The sequence below is a fragment of the Salinibacter sp. genome (assembly GCF_042218895.1).
In the GTDB taxonomy this organism is placed as follows: Bacteria; Bacteroidota; Rhodothermia; order Rhodothermales; family Salinibacteraceae; genus Salinibacter.
This window is the reverse complement of sequence record NZ_JBDGQQ010000003.1, coordinates 26,006-49,800: the sequence shown is the minus strand read 5'-3', so window position 1 is coordinate 49,800 and position 23,795 is coordinate 26,006. Positions and strand designations below refer to the sequence as shown.

Here is a 23,795-nt window from a genome sequence, read left to right as displayed (position 1 = left end):
CAATCTCAAGTTGGTTGCTGAATGTCTGCCTTCCCGTCGCTCCAGAACGACCTGATCCTCCGCACGGCCCGTGGGGAAACCACAAGCCGAACCCCGGTCTGGATGATGCGTCAGGCGGGCCGCTATCTGCCCGAGTACCGGAAGATCCGCGAGTCCCACGACTTCTTCGAGGTCGTCGAGACGCCCGAGCTCGCGGCCGAGGTGACGATTCAGCCCGTCGACCGCTTCCCGCTGGACGCGGCAATCTTGTTTTGTGACATTATGGTGGTGCCGGAGGCGATGGGACTGACCGTGGAGATGGTGTCGGGGCGAGGGCCCACGTTCCCGGAGCCGCTCTCGACCCCCGACGAGATGGAGCGGCTCGTTGAGCCGGACGTAGACGAGGCCCTCGGGCACGTCTTCGAGGCCCTCACGGTGACTCGCCGCAAGCTCGACGGCCGCGTCCCCCTCATCGGGTTCGCCGGGGCGCCGTGGACCCTCATGGCCTACATGGTGGAGGGGGGTGGCAGCTCGTCCTACCGCGCCGCCCGATCCTGGCTCTACCGTCATCCCGACGCGAGCAAGGCGCTCCTGCAGCGCACGACCGACCTGATTGTCGACTACCTGAAGGGCCAAATCGAAGCGGGAGCGCAGATGCTCCAGGTCTTCGACTCGTGGGCGGGACTTCACAGCCCGGAAACGTTCCGCACCTTCTGCCTGCCGTACCTCGACCAGATTGCCACGGAGGTGAAGGTCGACCATCCGGACGTCCCCCTCGTGGTGTTCGCCAAGGGGGCCCATCACGCGCTCGGTGCACTGGCGGACACCGACTACGACGTCCTCAGTCTCGACCATACTGTGGACCCGTCCGAGGCCCGGACCCTCGTCGGAGACCGGGCGGTCCTACAGGGCAACCTCGATCCCTGTGCGCTGTACGCCCCCCCCGAAGCCCTCCGGCGTGAGGTGCAGCACATGCTGGCCGGGTTTGGGGCGCACCAGCACATCGCCAACCTCGGCCACGGGATGCTGCCGGACCATGATCCGGACCATGCCCGCGTTTTCGTGAAGGCCGTGCACGAGCACTCCCACCGGATGCACACCGTCTGAGGACGGCACTGCCCGCTCTGTGGGTCGGCGGCGCGCTTCCCCGGCCTACACGACAGCAGTAAGCGGACGGAGGCCTCCGGGCGAATGTACACACCCGCGCTTCTACCCGTCTTCGCTGATCGGCCATGCTTGACACCTCCTCGCCCCAGGTTCGCGCCCTCCTTCCGCTGCTCTACGTCGCGTGGGCCGACGGGGTGCTCACGCCGTCCGAGGCCGAGACGCTGCGCGTCCAGGTCCAAGATCAGAACTGGATCGATGGGGACGTGCGCGAGGAGGTCTGCGGCTACCTTGATCCGCAGTCTCCCCCCACCGCGACGCAGTACTTCCGCTGGATCCGTGCACTGAAACAGGCCGCGCAGGAATCTTCCGTGAGAACCCGCTGCTCGCTGGCGGAGCTCGGGGTCGCGATGGCCAAAGTGGGGGAAAACGGCACGGCCCTGTCGGACGCTTCGCGCCGGGCCCTGGAAGACATTGAGGCCTCTCTGGGGGTGGATGGGGAGGAGGTGATCGGTGACCTGCTCGGCGAGCGGCCCACGCCGGAGGTGCCCACGCCACCGACCGAGGTGCCCTTCGACAGAGACGCGCTCACGGCAGTGCTCGACGGCAGGCACGCCGACCTGCGCAACCGCATCCGCACGCTGCTGCGCGATCCCGTCTTCGAGTACCGGGACGATCTTCCGACGTCCGCCTACCGCGACCAGGTGCTCCGCTGGTGCCGACTGCTGGCCGACCAGGGCCTCGGCGCCCTGGGCTACCCGGAAGAGTATGGGGGCGAGGACGACATGGAGCGGTTCGTCGTCACCTTCGAGATGCTGGCGTACCACGACCTCAGCATGGTCATCAAGTTCGGGGTGCAGTTCGGCCTGTTCGGGGGCAGCATCCACCGCCTGGGCACAGAGCGCCACCACGAGCAGTACCTGGAACGGGCCGGCACGCTTGAGCTGCCCGGCTGCTTCGCGATGACGGAATATGGGCACGGCTCGAACGTGCGCGACCTGGAGACGACGGCCCGCTACGACCCGAAGGCCGAACAGTTCGTGATCAACACACCCCACGACGCGGCCCGCAAGGAATGGATCGGCAACGCGGCGGCCCACGGCCGGATGGCCACGGTGTTTGCCCAGCTCCACACCGAGGGCGAAGCGCACGGCGTGCACGCCTTTCTCGTGCCCATCCGCAAGGCCGACGGCACACCGCAGCCGCGCGTCCGCATCGAGGATTGCGGCGAAAAAATGGGGCTCAACGGCGTAGACAACGGGCGGCTCTGGTTCGACCATGTGCGCATTCCCCGAGAGAACATGCTCGACCGCCATGCGAGCGTGGCGCCGGACGGGACCTACGAAAGCCCCATCCCGAGCGACGGCAAGCGCTTCTTCACCATGCTGAGCACGCTCGTGGGCGGACGGATCAGCGTGGCCCGGGCGGGCCTGAGCGCCGCCAAGTCGGGGCTCACGATTGCGGTCCGCTACGGCAACCGGCGGCGGCAGTTTGGGCCAAAGGACGAGCCCGAGGTGCCGCTTCTTCACTACCGCACGCACAAGCGCCGCCTGCTGCCGCGCCTCGCCACCACCTACGCGCTCCACTTTGCGCTCGACGACCTCACACGGCGCTTCGCGGCGAAGGGCACCGACGGGACGCTCGAAACGGTGGAGGCGGAGGCCAATGCTCTCAAGGTGTACGCGACCTGGCACACGACCGATACGCTGCAGGAGGCCCGCGAGGCATGCGGGGGACAAGGCTACCTCGCGGAAAACCGCATTGCCGCCCTCAAGGCCGACACGGACGTCTTCACGACCTTCGAGGGCGACAATACCGTCCTCATGCTGCAAGTGGCGAAGGGCCTACTGTCCGACTTCCAGCGGGAGTTTCGGGACATGAACCTACTGGGGATGGCCCGCTTCGTGGCCGGCGAGGTGGCCACGCGGATGACGGAGCTCAACCCGGTTGTCACGCGCAAGACGGACCCTGAACACCTGCGGAGTGTCGACTTTCAGCGGTCGGCGTTCGAGTACCGGGCCGATCACATGCTGCAATCGGCCGGCCAACGCCTGCAGCGCCGCATCGAGGAGCAGGACATGGCCCCGTTTGAGGCCTTCGTGGACGTGCAGGATCATCTCGTGCAGCTCGCCCACGCGGAGGCCGAGCGGGTGGTTCTGAACCGGTTTGTGGACGCCATCGGGACGATAGAGGACGAACCCCTGGCGGACACGCTGGCGACGCTCCGAGCCCTCTTCGCGCTCTCCCGCATCGAGGACGACCTGGACTGGTTCCTGGAAGCCAACTACATCGAGTCTACCAAATCAAAGGCCATCCGGGGCGAGGTGAACGCCCTGTGTGACGAGCTCCGACCCCAGGCCGAGGCGCTGGTCGACGCGTTCGCCATCCCGGACGCCTGCCTTGCAGCGCCGATTGCGACGGAGAAGGAGACGTAGAGACACGCTTGGGCGTGCTTCCGGCCTCCACTCCCCCCGGACGGACGCCCGCAGCTCTATATTCCTGCCGATCCGAGGGAGGACGCCTGTCCCGTGACCACGGGGACAAAGGAGTTTGCAGTTTCCGATAGGCTCCCGACGGCCACTGAATTGCGTTCACGCATCCCGATTCCGAGCCGAACTCGATCGGGCAGTACTTTTAAAGCCATCGGCGGACGTCTGCCCGGTACTGGTTGTATTCCTCCCCGAAGAGGGCTTCCAGCCGCGCCTCCTCCTGCTGGATCACACCGCGAAGATACAGGAGGACCGGCACGAGGGTCACGAGCGGCCATACGCTATTGACGAGCAGACTCCCCCCGACGTGGGCGATGCTGTGCCCTACGTAAATCGGGTTCCGGCTGTACTGGTAAACCCCCTCGCGGATGAGCTCCGGCGGCTCGTCGGAGTGGGAGGGGTGCTTCCCTCGGGCCCGCATGGTCCGTATTGCTCCTCCAAAGATCAGGCTTCCCAGAACGAGGAGAATCGCACCGGGGAGAAGATTCCAGGGCCATGGGAGAAGGGCCACGGGAACGGCCCAGTCGATCCCCAGGCCGATCAGAAAAGCAACGAGCGTCAACAGGGGAGAGGGGGCAAGAATCTCTCCGGGAGGAACCTGGTCGGGGGAACGATCGGGGACTGATTGGTCAGGGCTACTCATTTGGTCAGGGCTACTCATGAAGTAGACGGGACTAACCGCGGTACACTCTCAATGACAAACGGAATGCAGGCGTACAGTTATCAGTATCTCGGGCCGGACGAACAGCGAGACGACCAAAGAGTTGAGTCCGACGTTCAAGCGCTGCCTGACCCCCACAAGCACGAGAGTCCAATCCTTTCCGCCGCGGCTGAGGTCTATGGGAAGCCTGGGGCCGATGAGTAGGAAGAAGCATTTTGAAATTGAATGCCAGCCGACGTTCCCAGCAGCGTCGCGGCCGAGTAGACCCGTGTGCGGCAGTGTCGGGACACGGATGAGCTCCGCGTGCTGACCATCAACAACGACGATAGTTCCCACGCAGTCCGGAAGCGGATGAAACAGCAGGGCCACACGTTTCCGGTGCGGCTGGACGACGGGCATCTCCGTAACAACGACGTGCATACCTCGTCGACCACCTTGGTTTACGACAATGGCCAGCCTGGACGTCACGCACCGAGTGGAAGGGTGCACTGGGTCGCTCATCGAAGGATTCAGTTGGCGGAGGTGACTTGCGGCCCTGCAGGCAGAGCCCCGAAGGCGCTTCCCGAAGCGATTGAAGAACAGGGGGCGCGGGACTCCATGTCCTCAAAAAGCCTCATGACGGAACTGCCGCCATCAGGTGAGCGCGGCTTCCCTGGGACCGCAGTCGACGATGGGGCCAGGGCAACTGGAAGAACCAGGGCGCACTGAAGTTTGAACAAGGAGTACGGTCGGATCCGACCCTAGTTGCCCCCGCTATCTGCCACCTGAATCTGGAAGGGGACCCGCACGTCTGCCCAGTGGAGAACGCAGGTCCCCTGGCTGTTCTTGACGTTCTCGAACAGGAACGTCATCATTTCCCGCTGCGGGGCCGACTCGGGCGTAACCTGCACACGGAGCACATCCTTGCTCTTGTCGTAGTTGGTGCCCCATTGATTGGCGACACTGTTGAAAATGATCGTCCAGGTCTCCTCGCCGGGAATGGTGTAGAGCGAATATGTCCCAGCCGGGAGGGACTCGCCCTCGATGGTCACGTCCGACGAGACTGAGAACGTGGTCGCTTCGTTGGCACCGGTGCGCCAGACCTCGCCGTACGACACGAGCCCGCCGAAAATCTTTCGACCTTCCACACTGGGCCGGCCGTAAGTGATGCGAACCTTCGTGGTGCCGATGGTCTGGGAGACGGTGGCATTCGGGCTCACACGCGGCTCTTCGTTGCCCCGCTCCTGGGCCGTCGCCGGGGTGACGATCACGGAGGCGAGGAGCAGCAGAAAACCGGTGGTCAGTACACGGGAGGGGAGCGTAGGCATGCCGATGTAGACTGGGCTGTAAAGAGAAGCCGAAGATGCGAAGCGTCCAAGCTGGGAAATTAAAGTGTCGATCGGAAGAGCAGCCCGCGCCCCGAACGATTTCCGTGAGGCCGGGGGGCTACTCGATCTCCAGCGAGCCGGGTCCTGCGATGCTTCCCTCGCTGGTTTCGTACCACTCAATCTCGAGTTCGAGGTCGATCTCGGAGGAGCCACGGTCGTTCGACTCGTGCTCTAGCTCGATCTCAAACTCCACGTGGTCGGGAACCTGAACGCTCGTGGACTGATCGGCGGCCGAGAAGTCAAGTTCGCCGCTGTCCTCAAGCTTGTCTGCGATGGTTCGGAGATAGGTAGCCACGTCCGCGCGGGACATGTCCTGTTCGAACTCGAAAAGCGTACCGTTGGACATCGGTTCTGAAAAAGGTATATGGGCGGAAAAAGAGTGTGCACCGCTCAGCTATACTTGGAACGAGTGAGGCAGTTCGTGCCGTGCTGGTGAATTTGAAATCGTCTCGAGCAAGGCGGCCGTAAGGGTCCGGGAGCGGGTTCGGAAGGAAGGCAGGGCCTTCTCGGGAGGCAGATGGGACGCGGGCCGAGACGCACAGCCTGGGATTTACGGCTGCCAGGTCTGATTCGATCGGTCGACATCGGGGAAGTGCTCGTCCGGATCGATTTCGACACGGACGACGGCAGGCGAGCGGGGGACTGTAATCGTGCGCCGCTGCGCCCCGTTCAGCCAAACGTCCACCGGGACTCTCCGCCGCTCGGTCGTGCCATCGCTGCGCGTGACGACCACCCGGGCCGGCATTGGGAGGCGGCCCCGGTTCACAACGACAATTGCGGTCGAGTCGCCCGTCGATGTCACAGAAGCAATCGCCTGGTCCAGCGTCCAGGTCGTATGGAACCACGCGTGCCAGAACCAGGACAGGTCGCGGTCTGTCACGTCCGCCACGGTGTTGAAGAAGTCGTACGGCTGCGGGTGCTTTCCCCACCACCGATCGATGAAGGCGCGGTAGGCCCGTCGGAAAGACGCTTCGCCGAGCAGACCGCGGAGCGCTTTCAGAACCTGTGCGCCCTTGTCGTAGGGCAGGTCGAAGTATACGCTGGGCGGGATGCGGTCGCCGTGGCGTGTGAGCGGCACCTCGTCGCCTCGCCGCGCAACGCGCAGGTACGTCCGGCGCTGGCCCCGCTCCGAATCGCTAGCCCGGCCAGACGGGCGCGGCTCCGGGCCGTGGGTCGTCCGCATGCCCTGCGCTGTATTGAACTGCGTGAGGCCTTCGTCCATCCACACGTGCCGCTTCTCATTGGTGCCCACCTCCATGGGCACCCACATGTGGCCCACCTCGTGCATCAGATCCCCGGCCAGCTTGGCCGGCGTCGCCCACGGCTGCATGATCGTGACCATCGGGTACTCCATGCCGCCGCCCCGCAGCACGCCCTCCATCGCGGTCATGGACGAGTACGGGTACGGCTGCTGCAGGGATCGGGAGAGGACCTCTACCGCATTGCGGGTAAACTGGGCACCGCGGGGCCAGGCGGCGGCCGCCTCGGTGGGGCGGTAGAAGTTGTGGACCATCACGGTGTCGGTGGCCACGCCGGAATCGGGATTCGAGGGCGCCTCCCGGACCGTGCCGTCGCCCGGGAAGCGATTGGCGGGCGGAGGCACAAGGGCACGGGTGGCGTTCCACAGGTACCGGTCGCTCGTGCCCCACGCGAAGTCGCGCACACTCTGGGCGCGAAAGTGCCAGGTCGCCGTGGGCCCGCTGGCCTGAGTGGCGACCCTGGTGCCACGTTCGCCCTCCTCTACGATTGGGACCACCGCGCCGGTCCGGCGCGCCCGCTGGAGGCGTCGCTGCGAGCGCTCTGAGAGGACCGCCTCGGGGTTCTGAAGCTGCCCGGTGGCGCCCACGAGCCAGTGGGCAGGCACCGTGAGGCGCACGTTATAGTCAGCCTGCCCCATGTAAAATTCGGCCTGGCCCGTGTACGGCTCGGCGACCCATCCGTGCACGTCATCGTAGACGGCGACCTGCGGGTACCAGTAGCCCATGAAATAGACGCCCTCATCGCGCCCCTCTTTGCCGTCGGCGGGAGCGGGCGGCACCTCGTGCGACCAGTCGAACGAGAGGACAACGCTGTCGCCGGGCACAAGGGGCCGTGGCAGCCGGAGCCAGGCCACGGTCCCGTCCACGGTGTAGCCGGCCGCCGAGTCCGGCGCCGCGCGGAGCAGCGGCGTGCCGTCGGCTGCCACGCGCTGAAGGGAGACGCCACCGGTTACGGGCACCGATTCCTGGCGGGCCACGTCGGCCCGGTAGAGGTTTTGCCGGAGATGCACCGCCACGCGACGCAGCGTGTCCGGCGACCGGTTCAGATACGTCACGCGCTCGTGGCCCACGAGGCGATGAGTGGCCGGGTCGAGGCGCGCCTCGATGTCGTATCGGGCGTACTGCTGCCAGTAGTTAGGACCCGGGTGTCCAGTCCGGGTCCGTGTCCCCGCGCGGACGGCACGGGTGAAGGCCGGCGATTCGTAGACGGCATGCGGGCTCGCAGGTGCGTCGGAGAGGGTCGGCGCCGGCTGCGTCTGGGCCCCGGCGGGCCGGACGGCACCGGCAAGCACCAGGAGCCCCGTCATCAGCGCGACGACTCGCCCGCACAGGGGGCATGAAGGAGAGAAGTCCGGTCGAGGCGGATTCGGGATTCGGGTCGCCATGAGGACTGGAAACCGGAATGAGGCAGCTGGGTGGACGGGGAGGATCTTCGTGCGTCAAGGAAGAGGACCCTCGACGCCTTGTCAACGGCCCAGCACGAATCCCTCCTCGGCTCGACAATCCGGGGAATGACAGACGTTACGCCGGTGCGGAGGCTGGAGCGGCTTCCTGCTCGAGCGCCGACACGAGGGTACGGCAGAATGCCGGAATGTCTTTCACCACGCGTCCCCAGACGAGGTTGCCGTCGCGGAAGGCCGCCTCGTCCACCCACTCGGCGCCCGCATTCACTAGGTCGTCCTTGATGCCCTCGCTGCCGGTGGCACGATGGCCGTCGACGATGCCGGCCGAGATCCCGACGAGGCCTGCGTGGCAGATCTGAGCCACGATCTTGTTCTGCGCATCCATCTCACGCACGAGCGATGTCACGCCCTCGTCGCGGCGAAGCTTGTCGGGGGCCCAGCCGCCGGGCACCACTACGGCATCCAGGTTGTCGGCGTCGAGGTTGCGGGCGGCCACTTTGGACGTCGCCGTGAGGCCGTGCTTGCCGGTGAACGTCGTCCCGGCGTCCCGACCGGCAACGACGACGTCGGCGCCCTCTTCGCGCAGCCGCATGGTTGGGACCCAAAACTCGAGGTCTTCGAACGACCGATCGACGAGGACAGCGATACGCTGATCAGAAAGGTCCATGGTGGTTGAGGGAGTGGATTGGGAAACCGATGTGTTTCTGTTATTGAAGGGTGAAGTACCAAGACGTGTCCGTCTTGCAGACGTGCAGATTCGTCGCAAGGTCCCGGCCGGCCCCGCAGATAGCCCGAAAGCCAGATGGAAGCTATTCAGTGTCCGCGGCCACGGGCTCGTCAGTCTCATGGTAGTAGTCGTACACGGTCTCCGCTTTCGCCGGACCGACGATCTCCGCCATTTCGTCCTCCTCGGCCTCCTTCACCTTGGCGACCGAGCCAAAGTGGCCCAGGAGCTTTTCGGCGGTCTTCTCCCCGATGCCGTGGATGTCGAGCAGCTCGGACTGCAGCGTCTTCTTCTTGCGCCGCTTGCGCTGGTAGGTCACGGCAAACCGGTGGGCCTCATCGCGCACCTTCTGGAGCAGCCGCAGGGCCGGGCTGTCTTTCGCGAGGAACACCGGATCGGAGTCGCCCGGTCGGTAGACCTCCTCCAGCCGCTTGGCGAGGCCAATCACCGGAAACCGATCGTACGCGCCCACCTCCTTCAGCATCTCTACGGCACTGGAGAGCTGGCCCTTTCCGCCGTCGATGACCACGAGGTCCGGCCATGGACCGTCCTCCTCGACCATCCGACGGTAGCGGCGCCGTACCACCTCGCGCATCGCTTTGTAGTCGTCGGGCGTGCCCTCCTCGGTGGAGCGGATCTTGTAGGTGCGGTAGTCGCTCTTGCGGGGGGTGGCGTCGGTAAAGACGACGCAGGAGGCCACCGTCTCCTTGCCGCCGTGGTGCGATACGTCGATGCCGTCGATGCGGCGGGGCGTCTCGTCCATGCCCAGCGCGTCGCCGAGAGCCTTCACGCTCTCGGGAATGCGGTTGCGCTCCCGTTTCATCTGCTGCGTCTTCCACTCGCCCACCTGCAGTTTGGCGTTCGACGTGGCCATGCGGACCAGACTCGCCTTCTCGCCCCGCTGGGGCACTTTGATTGGCACCTTGTGGCCCTGCCTCTGGCGCAGGAGTTCCTCCAGGGCGTGGGTGTCCTGAGCCGGGTGGTCGTTCGGGTCGTGCGAGAGCAGGACCTCCTCGGGGTAGAAGTTCGCGTCGGCGTAGTAGTTTTCCGCGAGGGAGAGCACGAGCTCCTCGTCCGTGCGGCCCTCGATGCGGCGCAGAAACGTGTGCCGCTTGCCAATCATCTTGCCCTCGCGCACCTGAAAGAGCACGCCGCAGGCAATGTCCTCGTCGCGGTCCGCGTGCAGGGCAAACACGTCGCGGTCGGCGAAGTCCTGGCTGACGACCTTCTGCTGCTGGGAGTAGTCCTTCAGCGCCTTGATTTGATCCCGCAGGCGGGCGGCCTCTTCGAAATTGTGCTGGTCGGACTGCCGCTCCATCTCGTCCTTCAGCAGATCGATGAGCGCCTGCGTCTGGCCGTTCAGGAGCTTCTTCACCTGCTCGATCGTCTGCATGTAGTCCTCTTCGGACTGCTTCCCCACGCACGGGGCCTTGCAGTTGTCGATGTGATACTGCAGGCACACGTCGTGCGTGCCGGCCTCAATCTTCTCTTTGCTCAGGTCGAGGGAGCAGGTGCGGAGCTGAAACACGGACCGGATCGCGTCCATCATCGCGTTCATCTTGGACACGTCCGCGTAGGGGCCGAAGTACTCGGACCCGTCCTGCTTCACGGTGCGCGTCTTGAAGACGCGGGGGAAGCGCTCGTTTTTGATGCAGATGTAGGGGTAGGTCTTGTCGTCCCGCAGGTTGACGTTGTAGCGGGGCTGCAGCTCCTTGATCTGGTTGTTTTCCAGGATGAGGGCCTCCGCCTCGGTATCCGTGACGATGATGTCCACGTCGACGGCCTTCTGCACCATCACCTGGATGCGGCCGTCGCGCTGCCGACTGTCCTGGAAGTAGGTGCGCACCCGCTTCCGCAGGTCTTTGGCCTTGCCGACGTACAGGACGGAGTCCTCCTCGTCCAGAAATTTGTAGACGCCCGGGTCGGTGGGGAGGGCCTCCAGCTTCTGGACGAGAGCGTCGGGTTTGTCGTCGAGCAGGTCGCTCATCGTACGGGGCTGTTGCGCAGGGCAAAAGGCACACTTGCGCTACGCCTCGTCACGGGAGTGTGATTCGATCATCCGGGGAGATATGGCCTTGGTTTCATCCCTCGAAGCTCGTATGTCCGTCCACGCCTCGTCGGGAAGCCCGGCCGCCAGTGCAGGCGTGCGCTTCTTCCACCGCTGTCTGGGCTGGCCGTTCAACGGGCCTGTGAGGTCGACTCGAAGGCCGTTGTGCAGGGGGGTGAATACAGACCGTATCCTCCCAGCCTGCGGCTGCCCGATGCAGGGGAGGCTCCTTCGAGAAGCCGAAGCCTATCTGAGTCAGCCCCCCGTTCATCTGTCGCAACGCCGGGGCGGGTTCGTTCCACGTAGGCGGTGTGCGCCTCAAAGCGGTCAAGGCCCCCTCCTTACTTGACAGCCAGCGGGGCGTCGGTCCCTGCGGCCTCGCCCCAAATCTCTCGCAACCGCGCGTCACGGCCGCAGGCCTGGCGGTAGCTCTTGTAGTCGACCGGGTTCTTCTTGTAGTAGTTTTGGTGATACGTCTCCGCCGCGTAGAAGGCATCGAGCGACTGCACCTGGACGGCAATATTCTGGTCGAAGCGAGTCGCCACCGTCTGCTTTGACTGACTGGCAAGGCGACGCTGGCGGGCGGTGTGGGCAAAGAGGGCGGGGCGATATTGCGAGCCACGATCACAGAATTGACCGCTCCCGTCGAAGGGATCGACGTTGTGCCAGTAGACGCGCAGGAGGCGGTCGTAGGAGACCTTCGTGGAGTCGTAGACGACCTGGACGACCTCCGTGTGGTTCGTGGCCCCGCTGGCCACCTCGCGGTAGGAGGGATCCACTTCGTCGCCCCCGGCGAATCCGGAGGTCGTCGACGCGACGCCCTCGATTTTGTCGTACGGCGGCTCCATGCACCAAAAGCAGCCTCCGGCGAACGTCGCCGTGTCGGCCACGGCGGCGGGCAGGGTCGTGTCCGAGGAGGCGACCGCCTCCGTATCTGCGCTGGTAGAAGACGTGCAGCGTAGGAAAAGTCCACCCGCAACCAGGGTCAGAATGACCGCAAGGCTGAGTCGGAGCAACGGGGGATGAGTCTGGCGATTCATCGTGGATACCTCTGTGTTGAGGAAAAGAGAAAGCTTCTGAAGATCGTCTGATCCTTTCGGGACCCGTTTGTTGCGAGGGAGATCTCGTTTGTCGCAAGGCAGGGCTCTCCTGTTATAGAGCAGAGTCTTCTTACTCGAGCTGCACCTGTCTAGGTCCCCTACTGGAGAGCGCTGAGCGGACAACAGAAGGCGCCTGAGAGTCTCGGGTCCCCGCAGTAAAAAGACGCTCAGGGGAGGCGTTGACTCCTGCGCGTGCATCAGATCGAGCCGTACTCCTCCTCAAGCGCAAGGTCTCCGTCGTCGAACACCGAGGTACGGAAGTATGTCCAAGACGCGCTCTTCTTGTCTTCGTACTGTGCAGTGTGGAGGGCCACGAGTCCTGAGACCCGCTCGCTAAGCTCCTCGATCACGTCATCGATGTAGACGGGAACGAGGATTTCGTTCAACGACGACCGGGCGTGTTGGAGAGCCTGTTCCGTCCTGTCGCGCCGGTGGTCGTCCGGACGGCGGTCCTCAAACGTCAGGTCCCGGCCATCGGCGTGTACGGCAAAGAGACGCACCCCCGTCGCGGTATCGGGATCAATGCGGGCCACTGTGTGCGTTGTATCTGCCGTCGGTCGAGGCGTCACCCCAGACAGGTGAAAGAATTCTTGGCCGTCAGCAAGGGCTCGGACCTCCGGAGCGCCCGTGTTTTCGGCGCGGACATGGAGGCAAAATCCTCCGGGTGGGGGCGAGGACTGCTGGCTCCACGAATCGTCCTGTAGCGTGTACCAGGCCATGCCATTGAAACGGGGGTGTGCGATGGAGAATGCGGGGTTAGCGGTTGCCGTAGGTGTGCTCCGTTCGCTCTTCGGTGCGGTCGGTGGCTGGAGGAGGCGTCGGGGACAGATCGCTGATCGCTTCGCGCAGGTCGGGCGTCATGTCGATCTCCAGCGCGCCGAGGGAGCCTTCCAGTTGCTCCAGATTGCGGGCGCCAATGATGGGGGCGGTCACGGCTGGGTGGTGGGCCACCCACGCCACGGCCAGCGATACGGGATCGTATCCGTGTTCCGCGGCGAACGCGGTGAAGCGCTCGGCCACCTCGTAGTGAAGGTCCTCGCCGTAGCGGGTCTGGTACATTGGGTTCTCGACGAGCCGTCCCTCGGCCGGGCGCCGATCGACGCCGTATTTGCCCGTGAGGAGGCCGCCGCCGAGTGGACTGTAGCTCAGGACCCCCAGGTCTTCGTTCTGGGCCATCGGTAGGAGCTCAACCTCGGCCTGCCGCTTGGTCAGGTTGTACATCGGCTGGAGGACGTGGAACGGCGTCCACCCCTCGGCGCGCTGCCGGCCGAGGGCCTTCATCACCTGCCAGGCGGCAAAGTTGGAGGCCCCGAGGTAGAGAACCTTGCCCTGCCGCACGAGATCGTCGAGGACGCGGAGGGTCTCCTCCAGAGCGGTTTCGTCGTCGAACCGATGGATGAAGAGCACATCGATCCGGTCAGTGCCGAGACGCCGCAGGCTGTTTTCAACGGCCCGGACCAAATGGTAACGGCTCGCGCCCCGGGCGTTCGGATCGTCGCCGGTGGGGAAGTACGCCTTCGTCGTGAGCACGACCTCGTCCCGGCAGTCGGCCACGAGGTCGCCCAGAATCTCTTCGGAGCGGCCGTCTTCGTAGACATTGGCGCAATCGAAGACGTTGATCCCTGCCTTGCGGCAGCGCCGAACCATCGCGGCGGCGGTGTCCCGGTCTGCGGCCCCACCGAAGGACATGGTACCCAGGCAGAGAGGGGACACCTTCACGCCGGTGTCGCCGAGAAATCGGTAGGAGGGAAGGAGCATGAGTGGAAAAGGGGTCAAGAACAATGTGTGGGGGGATGCGGGAACGAACCCGGAAACTGCACTGCGAACCCAGAGAGATCGGCCATGTAAGACTTCAAACCATGAACACTACACGCTCGCATTCCGCCACCGAGCCTGTTGCGGCCTTCCGAGCCCGCCGGCGGGCCATGGTCGCGAGCTTTTTGGTTTCGTTCCTCATGCTGGCGGGAAAGATCACGGCGGCCTATCTTACCGGGAGCACTGCCATCCTCTCCGATGCCGCCGAGTCGGTCATTCACCTCTTTGCCACTGGTTTTGCCGGGTTCAGCCTCTGGTACGCAGCAACGCCCCCAGATCCAGACCATCCGTACGGGCACGGAAAAATCTCGTACTTCGCGTCCGCCGTGGAGGGGACGCTCATCCTCATCGCCGCGGCCGGAATCGCATGGACGGCCGTCCACGATCTGATTGCCGGGGCGGAGCTTCAACAGCTTGACATTGGCCTCTACCTAATCGGGGGCCTCACGATCGTCAACCTCGTGCTGGGGCAATATTTGATCCGCACTGGCCGTCGCACCAACAGCATTGTTCTGGTCTCCAACGGCCAGCACGTAATGACCGACATGTGGACGAGCCTGGGCGTCGTTGTGGGCGTTGGGCTCGTCTGGCTCACGGGCATCCGGTGGCTCGACCCCGCCGTGGGACTGCTGGTGGCGGGCAACATCCTGTGGACGGCCTCCCGCCTGCTGCGCCGCTCCGTGCACGGCCTCATGGACGAGGCCGATCCCGAGGCCACGAGGGCCCTACTGGACGAGCTTTCTTCGGCCGTCGACGAGGACCTGATCGCGGGGGTCCACCAGGTACGCCACCGCCGATCGGGCGATCAGGTGTGGATTGAATACCACCTCATGTTTCCGGGCGACATGCCCATCCACGAGGCCCATGCCCGATCCCACGAGGTTGAAGACCGCGTCGATGCCCTCTTTCCGGACGAGGAGGTGCACGTCACGGCCCACCTGGAGCCCCGGCGCCACGACGAGGCGCATCCGGACGAGCACCGTGAGCCCGCCGATCCTTTACGGAAGGTCGCGCCCTTCTGAAGGGGCATCCGGGGGCTACCCAATCTCTCCCTCTTCGCGGAGGCGTTCGAGGTCCTCAAGATTGCCGTGAACGTGCTCGGCGGAGGCCTCCAGCGAGTCCCGCTCGTCACTGCTGAGCTCGACCTCGATGATCTCCTCGACGCCGTCGGTCCCCAGCTTCACCGGCACGCCGATGAAGAGGTCGTGGAGGTCGTACGCGCCGTCGCAGTAGGCCGCGCAGGGGAGAATACGCTTGTTGTCCTTGAGGATGGCTTCCGTCATCTCGGCCGCGGCGGCACCCGGGGCGTACCAGGCGGAGGTGCCCATCAGGTCTACGATTTCGCCGCCCGCGCCCTTCGTGCGCTCCACGATGTTGTCAATCGTATCGTCGTCGAGCAGTTGGGTGACCGGAATGCCACCGACCGTGGTGTAGCGGGGAAGCGGCACCATCGTATCCCCGTGTCCGCCCATGAGGAGCGCCTGCACATCGCGAATGGACACGTCCAGCGCGTCGGCGATGAACGCCCGGAAGCGACCGGTGTCGAGCACGCCCGCCATGCCCATCACGCGGTGCGTCGGAAAGCCGCTCGCCTCGTAGGCGACGTACGTCATGACGTCGAGGGGATTCGCAACCACGATAATGGTGCTGTCGGGGCTGCCCTCCACGAACTGTTCGGTCACCCCGCCGACAATTTCCGTATTCTTGGCCAGCAGATCGTCGCGACTCATGCCGGGACTGCGCGGCAGGCCGGCCGTGATGATGCACACGTCCGAATTTTCGGTCGGCCCGTAGTCGTTGGTGCCCGTAATCCGGGTATCAAACCCGTGAATGGGACCCGACTCCATCATGTCCAGGGCCTTGCCTTGAGGCATGCCCTCTTTGATGTCGACCATCACGACCTCCTGGGCCACGTCCAGACGAGCGACACACTCTGCGGCGGTGGCCCCGACGTTGCCGGCACCGATCACAGTAACTTTCATGGGAGTCAGAGGCAACTGTGAGTAGAATTGCGGAAGGAAGACTTGCATTGGATAAAGGAAAGTAGAGGCCCTGCATCCTGCCAGCAATATTCTGCGAAAAGCTGGACTCCACGGCGCCAGGATCGGCTCCACAGCCGCTCCATCAAGGAGAGAGCCGGACCGAGGGGGGGCTCCGGTGCCTCAGCCCTCCCCCAAACTGTGAGGCTCGTTCGTCAGCACCGCATTTCGGATCGGTCGAATCAGTTTCTATCTTGATGTTGATCCCGCACACCGGCCGAACAAAACCAACCGGGCTGGGCCAACTACTTCCAACAGATTTCTACCAGTTTCGATGGGCGGTTCGGAGCAGCCCTCGACCGATTCCTCCTACGTCCCCGGGCGCACCGCGCTGCGATGGATTGGGATTGGGACGTCGATCCTGGGCGCCGGAGCGCTCGCTGCCTTCGTTACTTTCTGGACCGTTATCGATGCCGAGTATCTCCAGCGGCGGCTCAACCACGCGCTGGCCAACACCCCTGTAGAGCACTACCGCGTCGAAGTTGAGAGCGTGGAATGGGGGCTCCTCGATCGGTCCCTTCAACTCCGCGGGATTTCGGTGAGTCCAGGATTGCCGACGACTGTGCAGCCACAGATCTGGAACCCTGCTCTTCCTCGTCGAGTCCAGGCTTCGGTTTCGACGGTTCGTCTGAAGGGCATTCACCTGTGGTCGCTCGTGCGGCATCGACTCCTGATCCTCGACGCGGTCCGCCTTCACGGTCTCCAGGTACGGGTGGAGGGAGCAGAAGGACGGGCAACTGCGCCCCACGACTCCTGGGTGGCGCCAAGTGGGGGGATGGCCTTATCGCTCGGTCCGCTGCGGAACGTTATGATTCACCGGTTTCGTCTCGACGGAGGAACGTTCGTCGCCAACCGCGGCGAGGGCCAGCCGCGGGACTCCCTCTGGGACGTTTCGCTGCGGCTCGACAGCCTGTCGACCGACGCGCTGGCGGACCGGCCTCCCGCTCAGGTCCTAGCGGCTCAGTTTTCCCAGGGAGCGGTCGGGGGCTACCGGAGGATCTTTCCAGAACGGCCCTACAGCCTCCGGATCGGGTCCAGCCGGGTGTCGAAGCCGGACTCGATCCTGACGGTGGAGCAGATCCGCTTCACCCCGACGGTCTCGGATTCGGTGTTCATGCGTCGGCACGAGCACCGCGTGAACCGTATCCGCACGGTCGCGCGCCGGATATCGGTGGAAGGGTTTCGGGTTGACCGGTTCGTCCGGGACAGCACGTTCCACGCAGACCGGGCCCGAATTGAGTCGATGCACTTGAGCGTGTACCGGGACAACCACCTTCCGCCGAAGCCGCGGGACCCGCCGCCCCCGATGCCGCACGAGGTGGCACGAGCCTTCGAGAACGTGTTTCGCATCGACACCATACGGATCCGCGACAGCGCGATTCGGTACGTTAAGCGGGCCGAAAAAGCCCAGCACGCAGGGGCCATTTCCTTCGAGAATCTCTGGGCGACCCTCTACAACGTAACCAACAGTCCCCGGCGGATGACGCCGTCCCACCCCGCAGTCGCCGTGCTCCGGACCGACGTGAACGGGGCCGGGCGCCTCCGGGCAACCCTCCGCGTGCCGCTCCGCGCCCGTCGCCTATCGCTCTCGTTTGAAGGGCGACTCGGGGCCATGGACGCAACGGCCCTGAACGAGACGTTCGTCCATCTGGGTGGGGTGCGCATCGAGCGTGGGCAGGTCGACAGCCTCTGGTTCCAGGCTGACGTCGAGCAGGGATCGGCTTCTGGGTCGCTGCGGAGTGTCTACCGGAATCTCGAAATCGAGACGTTAGAAAAGGCGACTGGGGAACGGGGCCTCAAAAACCGCCTCAAAACGTTCGTCGTGAACGGCCTGGCGCTACGGTCCAACAATTTGCCGAACGACGAACCCTTCCACGTCGGGCAGATCCGGCACCGCCACGAAGAGGGCAACACCTTCTTCAAGTTTCTCTGGCTCTCCCTCCGGAGCGGAATATACTCGATGGTCGGCATCGACCGCCTCCCGCGGTAGGCCTGCTCGGAACGACTTGGCCGAACGCTCCTGAGAGTCGAATCTACGGTCTGCAGGCACCGACCTATGAGCCTGACTCAGAGGCGGCGGGCGGGGACTGTTGCTGCCAGAACGCCAGGAGGGGACGGAGGCCAGTCCCCTGGTAGAAGATCACGATGCCCCCCGTCAGGACGTAAAACACGAACTGCGCGCCGTGGGTGAGCACGGCATAGGTGAGGGCTTCGGCCTGCGGAACCCCGTAGAGATGATAGAGCGCCTGCTGCGTGATGTAGTGGTAGGACCCGATCCCACCGGGGGAGGGCACCAGGAGTCCCAGCGCCCCGATGGCCATCAGTGCCCAGGCGTCAAGAATGCCGATGCCGTAGGGCTCTGCTAGATGGAGCATCCGGAACGGAAGATACGCCATCAGGAGGTATCCTCCCCACATGCCGACGGTGGACAGGAGAATCGCCCCCCGTCGGGGCGAGTCCAGAAGCGTCCTCATGCCCTGGTTGAATGAGAGCAGGGTCGGCTTAACCGTCTCCCGCCAGAGTCGGCCGACGGACGAGTCCTCACGACGAAGAGTTCCCTGCAGCAGAGATGCCACCACTGCCGTGAGCAGCAGCGCTCCGAGTGTCCCACCGACCACCCAGGCGGTCGGGATCGACTGGAGCCGAGACCACGCCGGCCCGAGAAATTGCTCTCGAAGCACGTCGAGTCGATTGAAAAGGATCGCAACGGTGCTGAGCAGCGCCAGGCCCAGGACCGCGGTGTCGAAGATGCGCTCAGAAACGACGGTTCCGAAGAGGCTGCTGAACGAATAACGGGATCGGGCCGAAAGGTTTGCGGTGCGGGCCACTTCGCCCATCCGGGGGGCCACGTAATTCACCATGTACCCGATCATGACGGAGGAAAAGGACGCTTCGAGCATTCGCGGGGCGCTCATCCCGGAGGAAGACGTGGACGGGGACGAGGAGGGAAGGGCTTCAATGAGGATTTGCCACCGCCACGCCCGGAGCAGGTTGGCCACGATGGTCAGCCCGAGCAGCGGGAGCACCCACCGATAGTCGGCCTCCCGGAAGGCGTCGGCGATCTTCGTGAGGTCGACGCCGTAGAGGGCCAGGGCCAGAAGGCCACCGGCCAAAAGGAAACTGCCAATTTGGAGCAGTCGGCGTCGGGTGAGCACACTTTCAGGAACCATTTGTCAAGAAGCACAGACGTCGGGGGGCTCTGCTCACTGGGAGGTGTTCGAACGAAGGTCGACCACCTCGATGCCATCGGGCGGAGAGAAGCGAAAGGGCGTGCCCGAAAGCGACGGGTCGACTGTAAGGTCCCGCAGATCGAGCGTCAGGGTCGATGCGTTCCGGTCAGTCGCGCGGAGACGGGTCACGAGGCGATCCGAGCGGCGCACCCAGAGGGTGGCCGTTTTGAACCGAGTGGACGACGCCGTCGCCTCCAGGGATAGCACCGTGTGGGGAACCCCGTTCTTCGTCACCGATCGGGTCGAGGTGGTTTTGTACTGATCCGTCGAGGTGGTGAGGAACGTCTGCGGCGTAATCGTCGACGTTCGTTTCTCCGCATCGTTGATGACGACCTGACTGTCTGCAGGTGAGTAGATCCAGGTCGTTTTTCCGTTGGTTACGACGGTTTGGCTCGGGGTCTCCACGCGATACTTGTTGCCCGACAGCAGGACTTGGCCCCGAATCTGAGTCGAGTCGCCGGCGATCTCCGAGCGGATCGTTTGGGTAAAGGAGGCCCGGAGATCATCGATCCGTTCGTATCGGGCTTTCAGGGCATCCAGGGAGAGGGTGTCCTGAGCCACGCTCACGGACGCGAGAAGCGTGAGTAGGCCGATCACGGTGGGAAGGGTACGGATGGACATCGGGCGTGAACGGCTATTGGAAATCCGGTTTGCAGGCGTGGCAGAGACCCGAGCGGCGGTCCCCAGCGCGTCCCACGGGACGTCGCCTCGAGAACTGCTCGACCCTCCGGACCGCCGGCTGGTGTTACGAGGCCAGTTCGTAGGTGGCAATGGGTTCGTGGATTGCCCCCTCCGGAGTGAGCGTGCTCTCGTACAGGACGAATTGGTCGGCCTCGAAGGGATCGAACGAGTACTCCTCGTGGGCCTGGAGGAAGGAATGAACCGCCTCACGACGGGCGTCGTCGAGGCGAGCGATGGTGACGTGGGGACGGTAGGTACGCCCCTCGGGCTCGAGACCTTCAGACTCCAGAACTTCGCTCACGGCGTTGTAAAGGGCCATCATGGAGTCGGTCCGCTCCAGCCCGAGTATCAGCACGCGGGGGGAGCGACGGGAGGGAATCACGTCGAGGCCGTAGGGAATATACTGAGCGGGAGGCACGTCTACGCCCGAAAGGGCCGTCTCGTACCGGCGCGCCTGCTCCTCATCCACGTCTCCGATGAAGCGGAGGGTCACGTGAAACTGTTCCGGCGATGTCCACCGGGCGTCGAGGTCGCCCTCGTCCTGAAAGGCTGACAGGGCCTCGCGGAGCGAGTCCGGCACGTCGACCGCGGCAAATAGGCGCATGACGGAGGAGGGATCAGCACGCGAATGATCAGTCCACCGAAACCGGATCTGGGGAGGAAAGGTTCACGCTTATGCGGATTTTTGGGATCAATCAGCAGCTGCCATGCAGATCCAGAAGATCGTCTCGGGCGGGCAGACCGGCGTTGACCGGGCTGCGCTGGACGCAGCCCTGGCTGCCGGGGTAGACGTGGGCGGGTGGTGCCCCGCGGGTCGCCGCGCCGAAGATGGCCGGATCCCGGACCGGTATCCCCTCACAGAAACACCCTCAGACGAATACGCACAGCGGACGCGGTGGAACGTGCGGGACAGTGATGGCACCCTCATCCTGGCCCCGGACCCGCTCGAAGGCGGCACGGCCCTCACGCGGGCGGCGGCCGAGCACCAGGGTCAGCCGGTCCTGCACGTGCGCCTGTCCGACACGGCCCCAACGTCGACCATTCGGGACTGGGGGGCGGGCCACGACGTACACGTTCTCAATGTGGCCGGTCCGCGGGCGAGCGAGGTTGACGACATCTACAGGGTGGCACGCGAGATGCTCGACGACCTCCTGACTGCCGTATCGACGAGCAACTGAGACGACTGCCTGCGCGCAGAACCCATCGAATCGGGCCTTGCCCCGAAGCGCAAAGGGCCTACTCGGCGTGCGGGCGGTCCGATGGACCGGTCGAATCGGAGGGGCGCCGCCGATGGCGCTGGCTGAAGAGGTCTTCCCCCTGCTCGACCCGTCCGGCGGTTCTCCATAGAAGCCACACGATGATGATCGTGGCGGCGAGAACGAAAAGCGTGAACGCAGGCCAGAGAGGGGCGTCCATCCCAAACTGACGTGCCTGCATTTCCGGATAGCGGATCCACTTGTCGAGCCCCCAAGCGGCCATGCTTCCGCCGATGGCGGCGAAGAGGAGAGCTGCGCCCTTCAGCAGCCGGGTGGCGGCCTTCGGGGAACGATCACTCGGTCGTGACATGACGGTCGGTCCATTCGTTCGGGGCAGGACGGATCGGAAGGCCGGCGTCGCGCAGGTAGTCCTTCGCTTCGCCGACGGTGTACTCGCCAAAGTGAAAGATGGATGCTGCCAGCACCGCACTCGCCCCTCCTTCAACCAGTCCGTCCCGCAGGTGCTCCAGCGCGCCGGCCCCGCCGGAGGCGATAACCGGGATCTGCACACGCTCGGTAATGGCCCGGAGAAGCTCCAGGTCGTAGCCGTCCTTGGTCCCATCGCGGTCCATCGAGGTCAGGAGAAGCTCTCCGGCGCCCCGCTCCTCCGCCTCCACGGCCCAGTCGATCGCATCCCGGCCCGTCGGCTTTCGCCCGCCGTGCACGACTACTTCCCAGTCGGGCCCCTCGCCGTCCCGCCGCTTCGCATCGATCGCTACGACGATGCACTGATTGCCGAAGGCCTCGGCCCCTCGAGCGATGAGGGAGGGATCCTTGACGGCCGCGGAGTTAATGGCCACCTTGTCGGCGCCGGCCTGCAGCATTGCCCGCAGGTCCTCCACCGAGCGGAGGCCGCCCCCGACGGTCAGGGGAATGAAGATCTGATCGGCGGTGCGGCGCACCACGTCGCGCATGATGTCACGCCCTTCGTGGGTCGCGGTGATGTCGAGAAAGACCAGTTCATCGGCCCCGGCGGCGTCGTAGGTCCGGGCCTGTTCCACAGGGTCGCCGGCATCGCGGATGTCGACGAAGTTGATGCCCTTCACGACGCGGCCCTCGTCGACGTCGAGGCACGGGATGATGCGCTTGGCGAGCATAAACGGGCTAAGGTCGTGGCGTGCAGGATGAGGAGCGGAGGGCAAAAAAACGAACTACTCGTCCGGAGACGGTTCCGGGCGGAGGGACGCCGTCGAGAACGCGTCGAGGTCGACCGTGTCCGTATCCTGCCACGCCCAAAACTGCTGGCAGGGGAAGCGGTTCTCGTAGAGCGCCGTGCCCACGATCACGGAGTCGACGCCGTACGGCTCGAGCGCCTCGATGGCGAGTAGGTCTTCGTGGTCGCCCACGCCCCCAGAGGCGGTAATCTTTGCCTCCGACAGGTGCTGTCCCAGCGTCCGGTACGCCTGGATGTTCGGGCCTTCCATCGTGCCGTCCCGGCTGATGTCGGTGTAAACGAAGCGGCGGACCCCCCGGCGTTCCATGTTTTGGGCGAATGCGACGGCGTCGAGGCCCGACCCTTCCGTCCAGCCTTCCGTCCGCACCTCTCCGTCCCGCGCGTCGATGCTCACCACCACACGCCGGGCAGAAAATGCGTCGATCGCCGCCTCCACGAGGCCCGGATTCCGCACGGCCGCGGTCCCCAGAATGACCCGGTACACACCCATCTCCAGGGCAGTCTCAACCTGGTCCATGGTGCGGATGCCCCCGCCGAGCTGAACCGGAATGTCGAGGGTGCTACACACCTCTTCGATGACGGATCGGTTGTGCTCGCCCTCGCCCCGCGCCGCGTCAAGGTCGACCATGTGAAGCGTCTTGGCGTTCTGTACGCGCCACAGCTTCGCCATCTTCACTGGGTCGTCGAAGTAGATGGTCTCGTCGTCGTAGTCGCCCTGGTGGAGCTGCACACAGCGGCCGCCGCGCAGGTCAATGGCGGGAATGACAAGAGCCATGGGAGGACGAGAACGGGGGGAGGTCTGTCGATCTGAGGGTCAGGCCGCGTGGACAGACCCAGTGGAGTGAAACTGCGTGGCAAAGTTTTCCAGCAGCCGGAGCCCCGCGGCCTGAGACTTCTCTGGGTGAAATTGCACGCCGGAGACGTGGTCGCGTTGCACGATTGACGGAAATTTGTGGCCGTACGTCGTCGTCGCGAGGACGTCGTCGGGTCGGCCTGCGACCGGGTGGTACGAGTGCACGAAGTAGACGTGCGCCCCGTCCCCGAAGCCGTCGAGAAGCGGGCTCTCGCGGGTCGGCTCGATTGTGTTCCAGCCCATGTGGGGGACGATTGCATCCGACGGCATGTCCCCCTCGGCGTCCCGGAAGTGAACGACGTGGCCGGGGAGCACCCCGAGCCCCTCGTGTGTCCCCTTCTCGTGGCCCGTCTCGAACAGGAGTTGCATTCCCACGCAGACGCCCAGGAAGGGCGTACCGCGATCGATGGCGGCGTGAATCGGATCCTCCAGATCGCGGCGGCGGATCTCATCAATGCAGGCCCCAAACGCTCCCACGCCCGGGAGCACCAGCCGGTCGGCGTCCGCCACGACTTCGGGGTCGTCCGTGCGAAGCACCTCCGCGCCCGTCTGTCCGAAGGCCTTCTCGATCGAGCGGAGATTGCCAATGCCGTAGTCGATGATCGTAACCATTT

Annotated in this window: 23 protein-coding genes; 5 read left to right on the top strand and 18 right to left on the bottom strand. The window is 64.7% G+C overall.

Annotated elements, in window-relative coordinates:
* Nucleotides 1-21 precede the first annotated feature (21 nt).
* Entirely contained in the window at nucleotides 22-1,086 is a 1,065-nt protein-coding gene (gene hemE / locus ABEL04_RS00450) for a uroporphyrinogen decarboxylase (protein WP_375800399.1), read from the top strand.
* Nucleotides 1,087-1,211: 125 nt separating this feature from the next.
* Nucleotides 1,212-3,518, top strand: a complete 2,307-nt coding sequence (locus ABEL04_RS00445; protein WP_375800398.1) for an acyl-CoA dehydrogenase — start codon at nucleotides 1,212-1,214, stop codon at nucleotides 3,516-3,518.
* A gap of 199 nt (nucleotides 3,519-3,717) precedes the next feature.
* On the opposite strand, the gene ABEL04_RS00440 is transcribed toward ABEL04_RS00445, so the two are convergent.
* The 10 genes from ABEL04_RS00440 to ABEL04_RS00395 form a co-directional block, all read right to left on the bottom strand.
* Nucleotides 3,718-4,215, bottom strand: a complete 498-nt coding sequence (locus ABEL04_RS00440) for a methyltransferase family protein (protein WP_375800397.1) — start codon at nucleotides 4,213-4,215, stop codon at nucleotides 3,718-3,720.
* A 48-nt stretch (nucleotides 4,216-4,263) separates the two neighbouring features.
* The gene (locus ABEL04_RS00435; RefSeq protein ID WP_375800396.1) at nucleotides 4,264-4,653 is read right to left on the bottom strand and encodes a hypothetical protein; all 390 of its coding nucleotides are present in this window, start codon (nucleotides 4,651-4,653) and stop codon (nucleotides 4,264-4,266) included.
* 320 nt (nucleotides 4,654-4,973) lie between these two features.
* Entirely contained in the window at nucleotides 4,974-5,540 is a 567-nt protein-coding gene (locus ABEL04_RS00430) for a DUF2911 domain-containing protein (RefSeq protein ID WP_375800395.1), read from the bottom strand.
* Nucleotides 5,541-5,658: 118 nt separating this feature from the next.
* Nucleotides 5,659-5,946, bottom strand: a complete 288-nt coding sequence (locus ABEL04_RS00425; protein ID WP_375800394.1) for an amphi-Trp domain-containing protein — start codon at nucleotides 5,944-5,946, stop codon at nucleotides 5,659-5,661.
* A 204-nt stretch (nucleotides 5,947-6,150) separates the two neighbouring features.
* Complete coding sequence (locus ABEL04_RS00420; RefSeq protein WP_375800393.1) at nucleotides 6,151-8,166, bottom strand: M1 family metallopeptidase; 2,016 nt, start codon at nucleotides 8,164-8,166, stop codon at nucleotides 6,151-6,153.
* 214 nt (nucleotides 8,167-8,380) lie between these two features.
* Complete coding sequence (locus tag ABEL04_RS00415) at nucleotides 8,381-8,929, bottom strand: type 1 glutamine amidotransferase domain-containing protein (RefSeq protein ID WP_375800392.1); 549 nt, start codon at nucleotides 8,927-8,929, stop codon at nucleotides 8,381-8,383.
* 142 nt (nucleotides 8,930-9,071) lie between these two features.
* Nucleotides 9,072-10,973 carry an excinuclease ABC subunit UvrC gene (uvrC, locus tag ABEL04_RS00410; protein ID WP_375800391.1) on the bottom strand — a complete coding sequence of 634 codons (1,902 nt, stop codon included), beginning with the start codon at nucleotides 10,971-10,973 and terminating at the stop codon, nucleotides 9,072-9,074.
* A gap of 401 nt (nucleotides 10,974-11,374) precedes the next feature.
* Nucleotides 11,375-12,073 (bottom strand): peptide-methionine (S)-S-oxide reductase MsrA, encoded by a 699-nt coding sequence (gene msrA, locus ABEL04_RS00405; protein ID WP_375800390.1) that lies wholly within the window; start codon nucleotides 12,071-12,073, stop codon nucleotides 11,375-11,377.
* A 257-nt stretch (nucleotides 12,074-12,330) separates the two neighbouring features.
* Nucleotides 12,331-12,852, bottom strand: a complete 522-nt coding sequence (locus ABEL04_RS00400) for a hypothetical protein (RefSeq protein WP_375800389.1) — start codon at nucleotides 12,850-12,852, stop codon at nucleotides 12,331-12,333.
* Nucleotides 12,853-12,889: 37 nt separating this feature from the next.
* Nucleotides 12,890-13,891, bottom strand: a complete 1,002-nt coding sequence (locus ABEL04_RS00395; RefSeq protein WP_375800388.1) for an aldo/keto reductase — start codon at nucleotides 13,889-13,891, stop codon at nucleotides 12,890-12,892.
* Nucleotides 13,892-13,992: 101 nt separating this feature from the next.
* Between ABEL04_RS00395 and ABEL04_RS00390 the strand changes: the two genes are divergently transcribed.
* Nucleotides 13,993-14,970 carry a cation diffusion facilitator family transporter gene (locus ABEL04_RS00390; RefSeq protein ID WP_375800387.1) on the top strand — a complete coding sequence of 326 codons (978 nt, stop codon included), beginning with the start codon at nucleotides 13,993-13,995 and terminating at the stop codon, nucleotides 14,968-14,970.
* A gap of 15 nt (nucleotides 14,971-14,985) precedes the next feature.
* Here ABEL04_RS00390 and mdh read toward each other — a convergent pair whose 3' ends face one another.
* Nucleotides 14,986-15,930: a malate dehydrogenase gene (mdh, locus tag ABEL04_RS00385; protein ID WP_375800386.1), complete on the bottom strand. Its 945-nt coding sequence runs from the start codon at nucleotides 15,928-15,930 to the stop codon at nucleotides 14,986-14,988.
* A gap of 331 nt (nucleotides 15,931-16,261) precedes the next feature.
* On the opposite strand from mdh, the gene ABEL04_RS00380 reads away from it, so the two are divergent.
* Nucleotides 16,262-17,977 (top strand): hypothetical protein, encoded by a 1,716-nt coding sequence (locus ABEL04_RS00380; protein WP_375800385.1) that lies wholly within the window; start codon nucleotides 16,262-16,264, stop codon nucleotides 17,975-17,977.
* A gap of 64 nt (nucleotides 17,978-18,041) precedes the next feature.
* Here ABEL04_RS00380 and ABEL04_RS00375 read toward each other — a convergent pair whose 3' ends face one another.
* The 3 genes from ABEL04_RS00375 to thpR all read right to left on the bottom strand — a co-directional run bounded on the left by ABEL04_RS00375 (nucleotide 18,042) and on the right by thpR (nucleotide 20,502).
* Nucleotides 18,042-19,142 (bottom strand): lysylphosphatidylglycerol synthase transmembrane domain-containing protein, encoded by a 1,101-nt coding sequence (locus tag ABEL04_RS00375; RefSeq protein WP_375800384.1) that lies wholly within the window; start codon nucleotides 19,140-19,142, stop codon nucleotides 18,042-18,044.
* Between the two features lie 48 nt (nucleotides 19,143-19,190).
* A complete protein-coding gene (gene lolA, locus ABEL04_RS00370) occupies nucleotides 19,191-19,838 on the bottom strand; it encodes an outer membrane lipoprotein chaperone LolA (protein ID WP_375800383.1) in 648 nt (215 codons plus the stop codon).
* A gap of 124 nt (nucleotides 19,839-19,962) precedes the next feature.
* On the bottom strand, nucleotides 19,963-20,502 hold the full coding sequence (thpR, locus tag ABEL04_RS00365) for an RNA 2',3'-cyclic phosphodiesterase (protein ID WP_375800382.1): 540 nt from the start codon (nucleotides 20,500-20,502) through the stop codon (nucleotides 19,963-19,965).
* 103 nt (nucleotides 20,503-20,605) lie between these two features.
* Between thpR and ABEL04_RS00360 the strand changes: the two genes are divergently transcribed.
* On the top strand, nucleotides 20,606-21,076 hold the full coding sequence (locus tag ABEL04_RS00360; RefSeq protein WP_375800381.1) for a putative molybdenum carrier protein: 471 nt from the start codon (nucleotides 20,606-20,608) through the stop codon (nucleotides 21,074-21,076).
* 58 nt (nucleotides 21,077-21,134) lie between these two features.
* Here the strand turns inward: ABEL04_RS00360 and ABEL04_RS00355 are convergent, their stop codons facing one another.
* Genes ABEL04_RS00355 through hisH form a run of 4 tightly spaced genes read right to left on the bottom strand, consistent with a single transcriptional unit; the run spans nucleotide 21,135 to nucleotide 23,793 of the window.
* Entirely contained in the window at nucleotides 21,135-21,464 is a 330-nt protein-coding gene (locus ABEL04_RS00355; protein WP_375800380.1) for an ABC transporter permease, read from the bottom strand.
* On the bottom strand, nucleotides 21,448-22,251 hold the full coding sequence (gene hisF / locus ABEL04_RS00350; protein ID WP_375800379.1) for an imidazole glycerol phosphate synthase subunit HisF: 804 nt from the start codon (nucleotides 22,249-22,251) through the stop codon (nucleotides 21,448-21,450). Before hisF ends, ABEL04_RS00355 begins: the two co-directional genes overlap by 17 nt.
* 54 nt (nucleotides 22,252-22,305) lie before the next feature.
* Nucleotides 22,306-23,103 (bottom strand): 1-(5-phosphoribosyl)-5-[(5-phosphoribosylamino)methylideneamino]imidazole-4-carboxamide isomerase, encoded by a 798-nt coding sequence (hisA, locus tag ABEL04_RS00345; RefSeq protein ID WP_375800378.1) that lies wholly within the window; start codon nucleotides 23,101-23,103, stop codon nucleotides 22,306-22,308.
* Nucleotides 23,104-23,142: 39 nt separating this feature from the next.
* Nucleotides 23,143-23,793, bottom strand: a complete 651-nt coding sequence (gene hisH, locus ABEL04_RS00340; RefSeq protein ID WP_375800377.1) for an imidazole glycerol phosphate synthase subunit HisH — start codon at nucleotides 23,791-23,793, stop codon at nucleotides 23,143-23,145.
* Nucleotides 23,794-23,795 lie beyond the last annotated feature (2 nt).

What these genes read in the sequence shown, in the direction of transcription:
- hemE (WP_375800399.1), top strand. Translation starts at nt 22, where the DNA reads ATGTCTGCCTTCCCGTCGCTCCAGAACGACCTGATCCTCCGCACGGCC.
- ABEL04_RS00445 (WP_375800398.1), top strand. Translation starts at nt 1,212, where the DNA reads ATGCTTGACACCTCCTCGCCCCAGGTTCGCGCCCTCCTTCCGCTGCTC.
- ABEL04_RS00440 (WP_375800397.1), bottom strand. Translation starts at nt 4,215, where the DNA reads ATGAGTAGCCCTGACCAATCAGTCCCCGATCGTTCCCCCGACCAGGTT.
- ABEL04_RS00435 (WP_375800396.1), bottom strand. Translation starts at nt 4,653, where the DNA reads ATGCACGTCGTTGTTACGGAGATGCCCGTCGTCCAGCCGCACCGGAAA.
- ABEL04_RS00430 (WP_375800395.1), bottom strand. Translation starts at nt 5,540, where the DNA reads ATGCCTACGCTCCCCTCCCGTGTACTGACCACCGGTTTTCTGCTGCTC.
- ABEL04_RS00425 (WP_375800394.1), bottom strand. Translation starts at nt 5,946, where the DNA reads ATGTCCAACGGTACGCTTTTCGAGTTCGAACAGGACATGTCCCGCGCG.
- ABEL04_RS00420 (WP_375800393.1), bottom strand. Translation starts at nt 8,166, where the DNA reads ATGACGGGGCTCCTGGTGCTTGCCGGTGCCGTCCGGCCCGCCGGGGCC.
- ABEL04_RS00415 (WP_375800392.1), bottom strand. Translation starts at nt 8,929, where the DNA reads ATGGACCTTTCTGATCAGCGTATCGCTGTCCTCGTCGATCGGTCGTTC.
- uvrC (WP_375800391.1), bottom strand. Translation starts at nt 10,973, where the DNA reads ATGAGCGACCTGCTCGACGACAAACCCGACGCTCTCGTCCAGAAGCTG.
- msrA (WP_375800390.1), bottom strand. Translation starts at nt 12,073, where the DNA reads ATGAATCGCCAGACTCATCCCCCGTTGCTCCGACTCAGCCTTGCGGTC.
- ABEL04_RS00400 (WP_375800389.1), bottom strand. Translation starts at nt 12,852, where the DNA reads ATGGCCTGGTACACGCTACAGGACGATTCGTGGAGCCAGCAGTCCTCG.
- ABEL04_RS00395 (WP_375800388.1), bottom strand. Translation starts at nt 13,891, where the DNA reads ATGCTCCTTCCCTCCTACCGATTTCTCGGCGACACCGGCGTGAAGGTG.
- ABEL04_RS00390 (WP_375800387.1), top strand. Translation starts at nt 13,993, where the DNA reads ATGAACACTACACGCTCGCATTCCGCCACCGAGCCTGTTGCGGCCTTC.
- mdh (WP_375800386.1), bottom strand. Translation starts at nt 15,930, where the DNA reads ATGAAAGTTACTGTGATCGGTGCCGGCAACGTCGGGGCCACCGCCGCA.
- ABEL04_RS00380 (WP_375800385.1), top strand. Translation starts at nt 16,262, where the DNA reads ATGGGCGGTTCGGAGCAGCCCTCGACCGATTCCTCCTACGTCCCCGGG.
- lolA (WP_375800383.1), bottom strand. Translation starts at nt 19,838, where the DNA reads ATGTCCATCCGTACCCTTCCCACCGTGATCGGCCTACTCACGCTTCTC.
- thpR (WP_375800382.1), bottom strand. Translation starts at nt 20,502, where the DNA reads ATGCGCCTATTTGCCGCGGTCGACGTGCCGGACTCGCTCCGCGAGGCC.
- ABEL04_RS00360 (WP_375800381.1), top strand. Translation starts at nt 20,606, where the DNA reads ATGCAGATCCAGAAGATCGTCTCGGGCGGGCAGACCGGCGTTGACCGG.
- ABEL04_RS00355 (WP_375800380.1), bottom strand. Translation starts at nt 21,464, where the DNA reads ATGTCACGACCGAGTGATCGTTCCCCGAAGGCCGCCACCCGGCTGCTG.
- hisF (WP_375800379.1), bottom strand. Translation starts at nt 22,251, where the DNA reads ATGCTCGCCAAGCGCATCATCCCGTGCCTCGACGTCGACGAGGGCCGC.
- hisA (WP_375800378.1), bottom strand. Translation starts at nt 23,103, where the DNA reads ATGGCTCTTGTCATTCCCGCCATTGACCTGCGCGGCGGCCGCTGTGTG.
- hisH (WP_375800377.1), bottom strand. Translation starts at nt 23,793, where the DNA reads ATGGTTACGATCATCGACTACGGCATTGGCAATCTCCGCTCGATCGAG.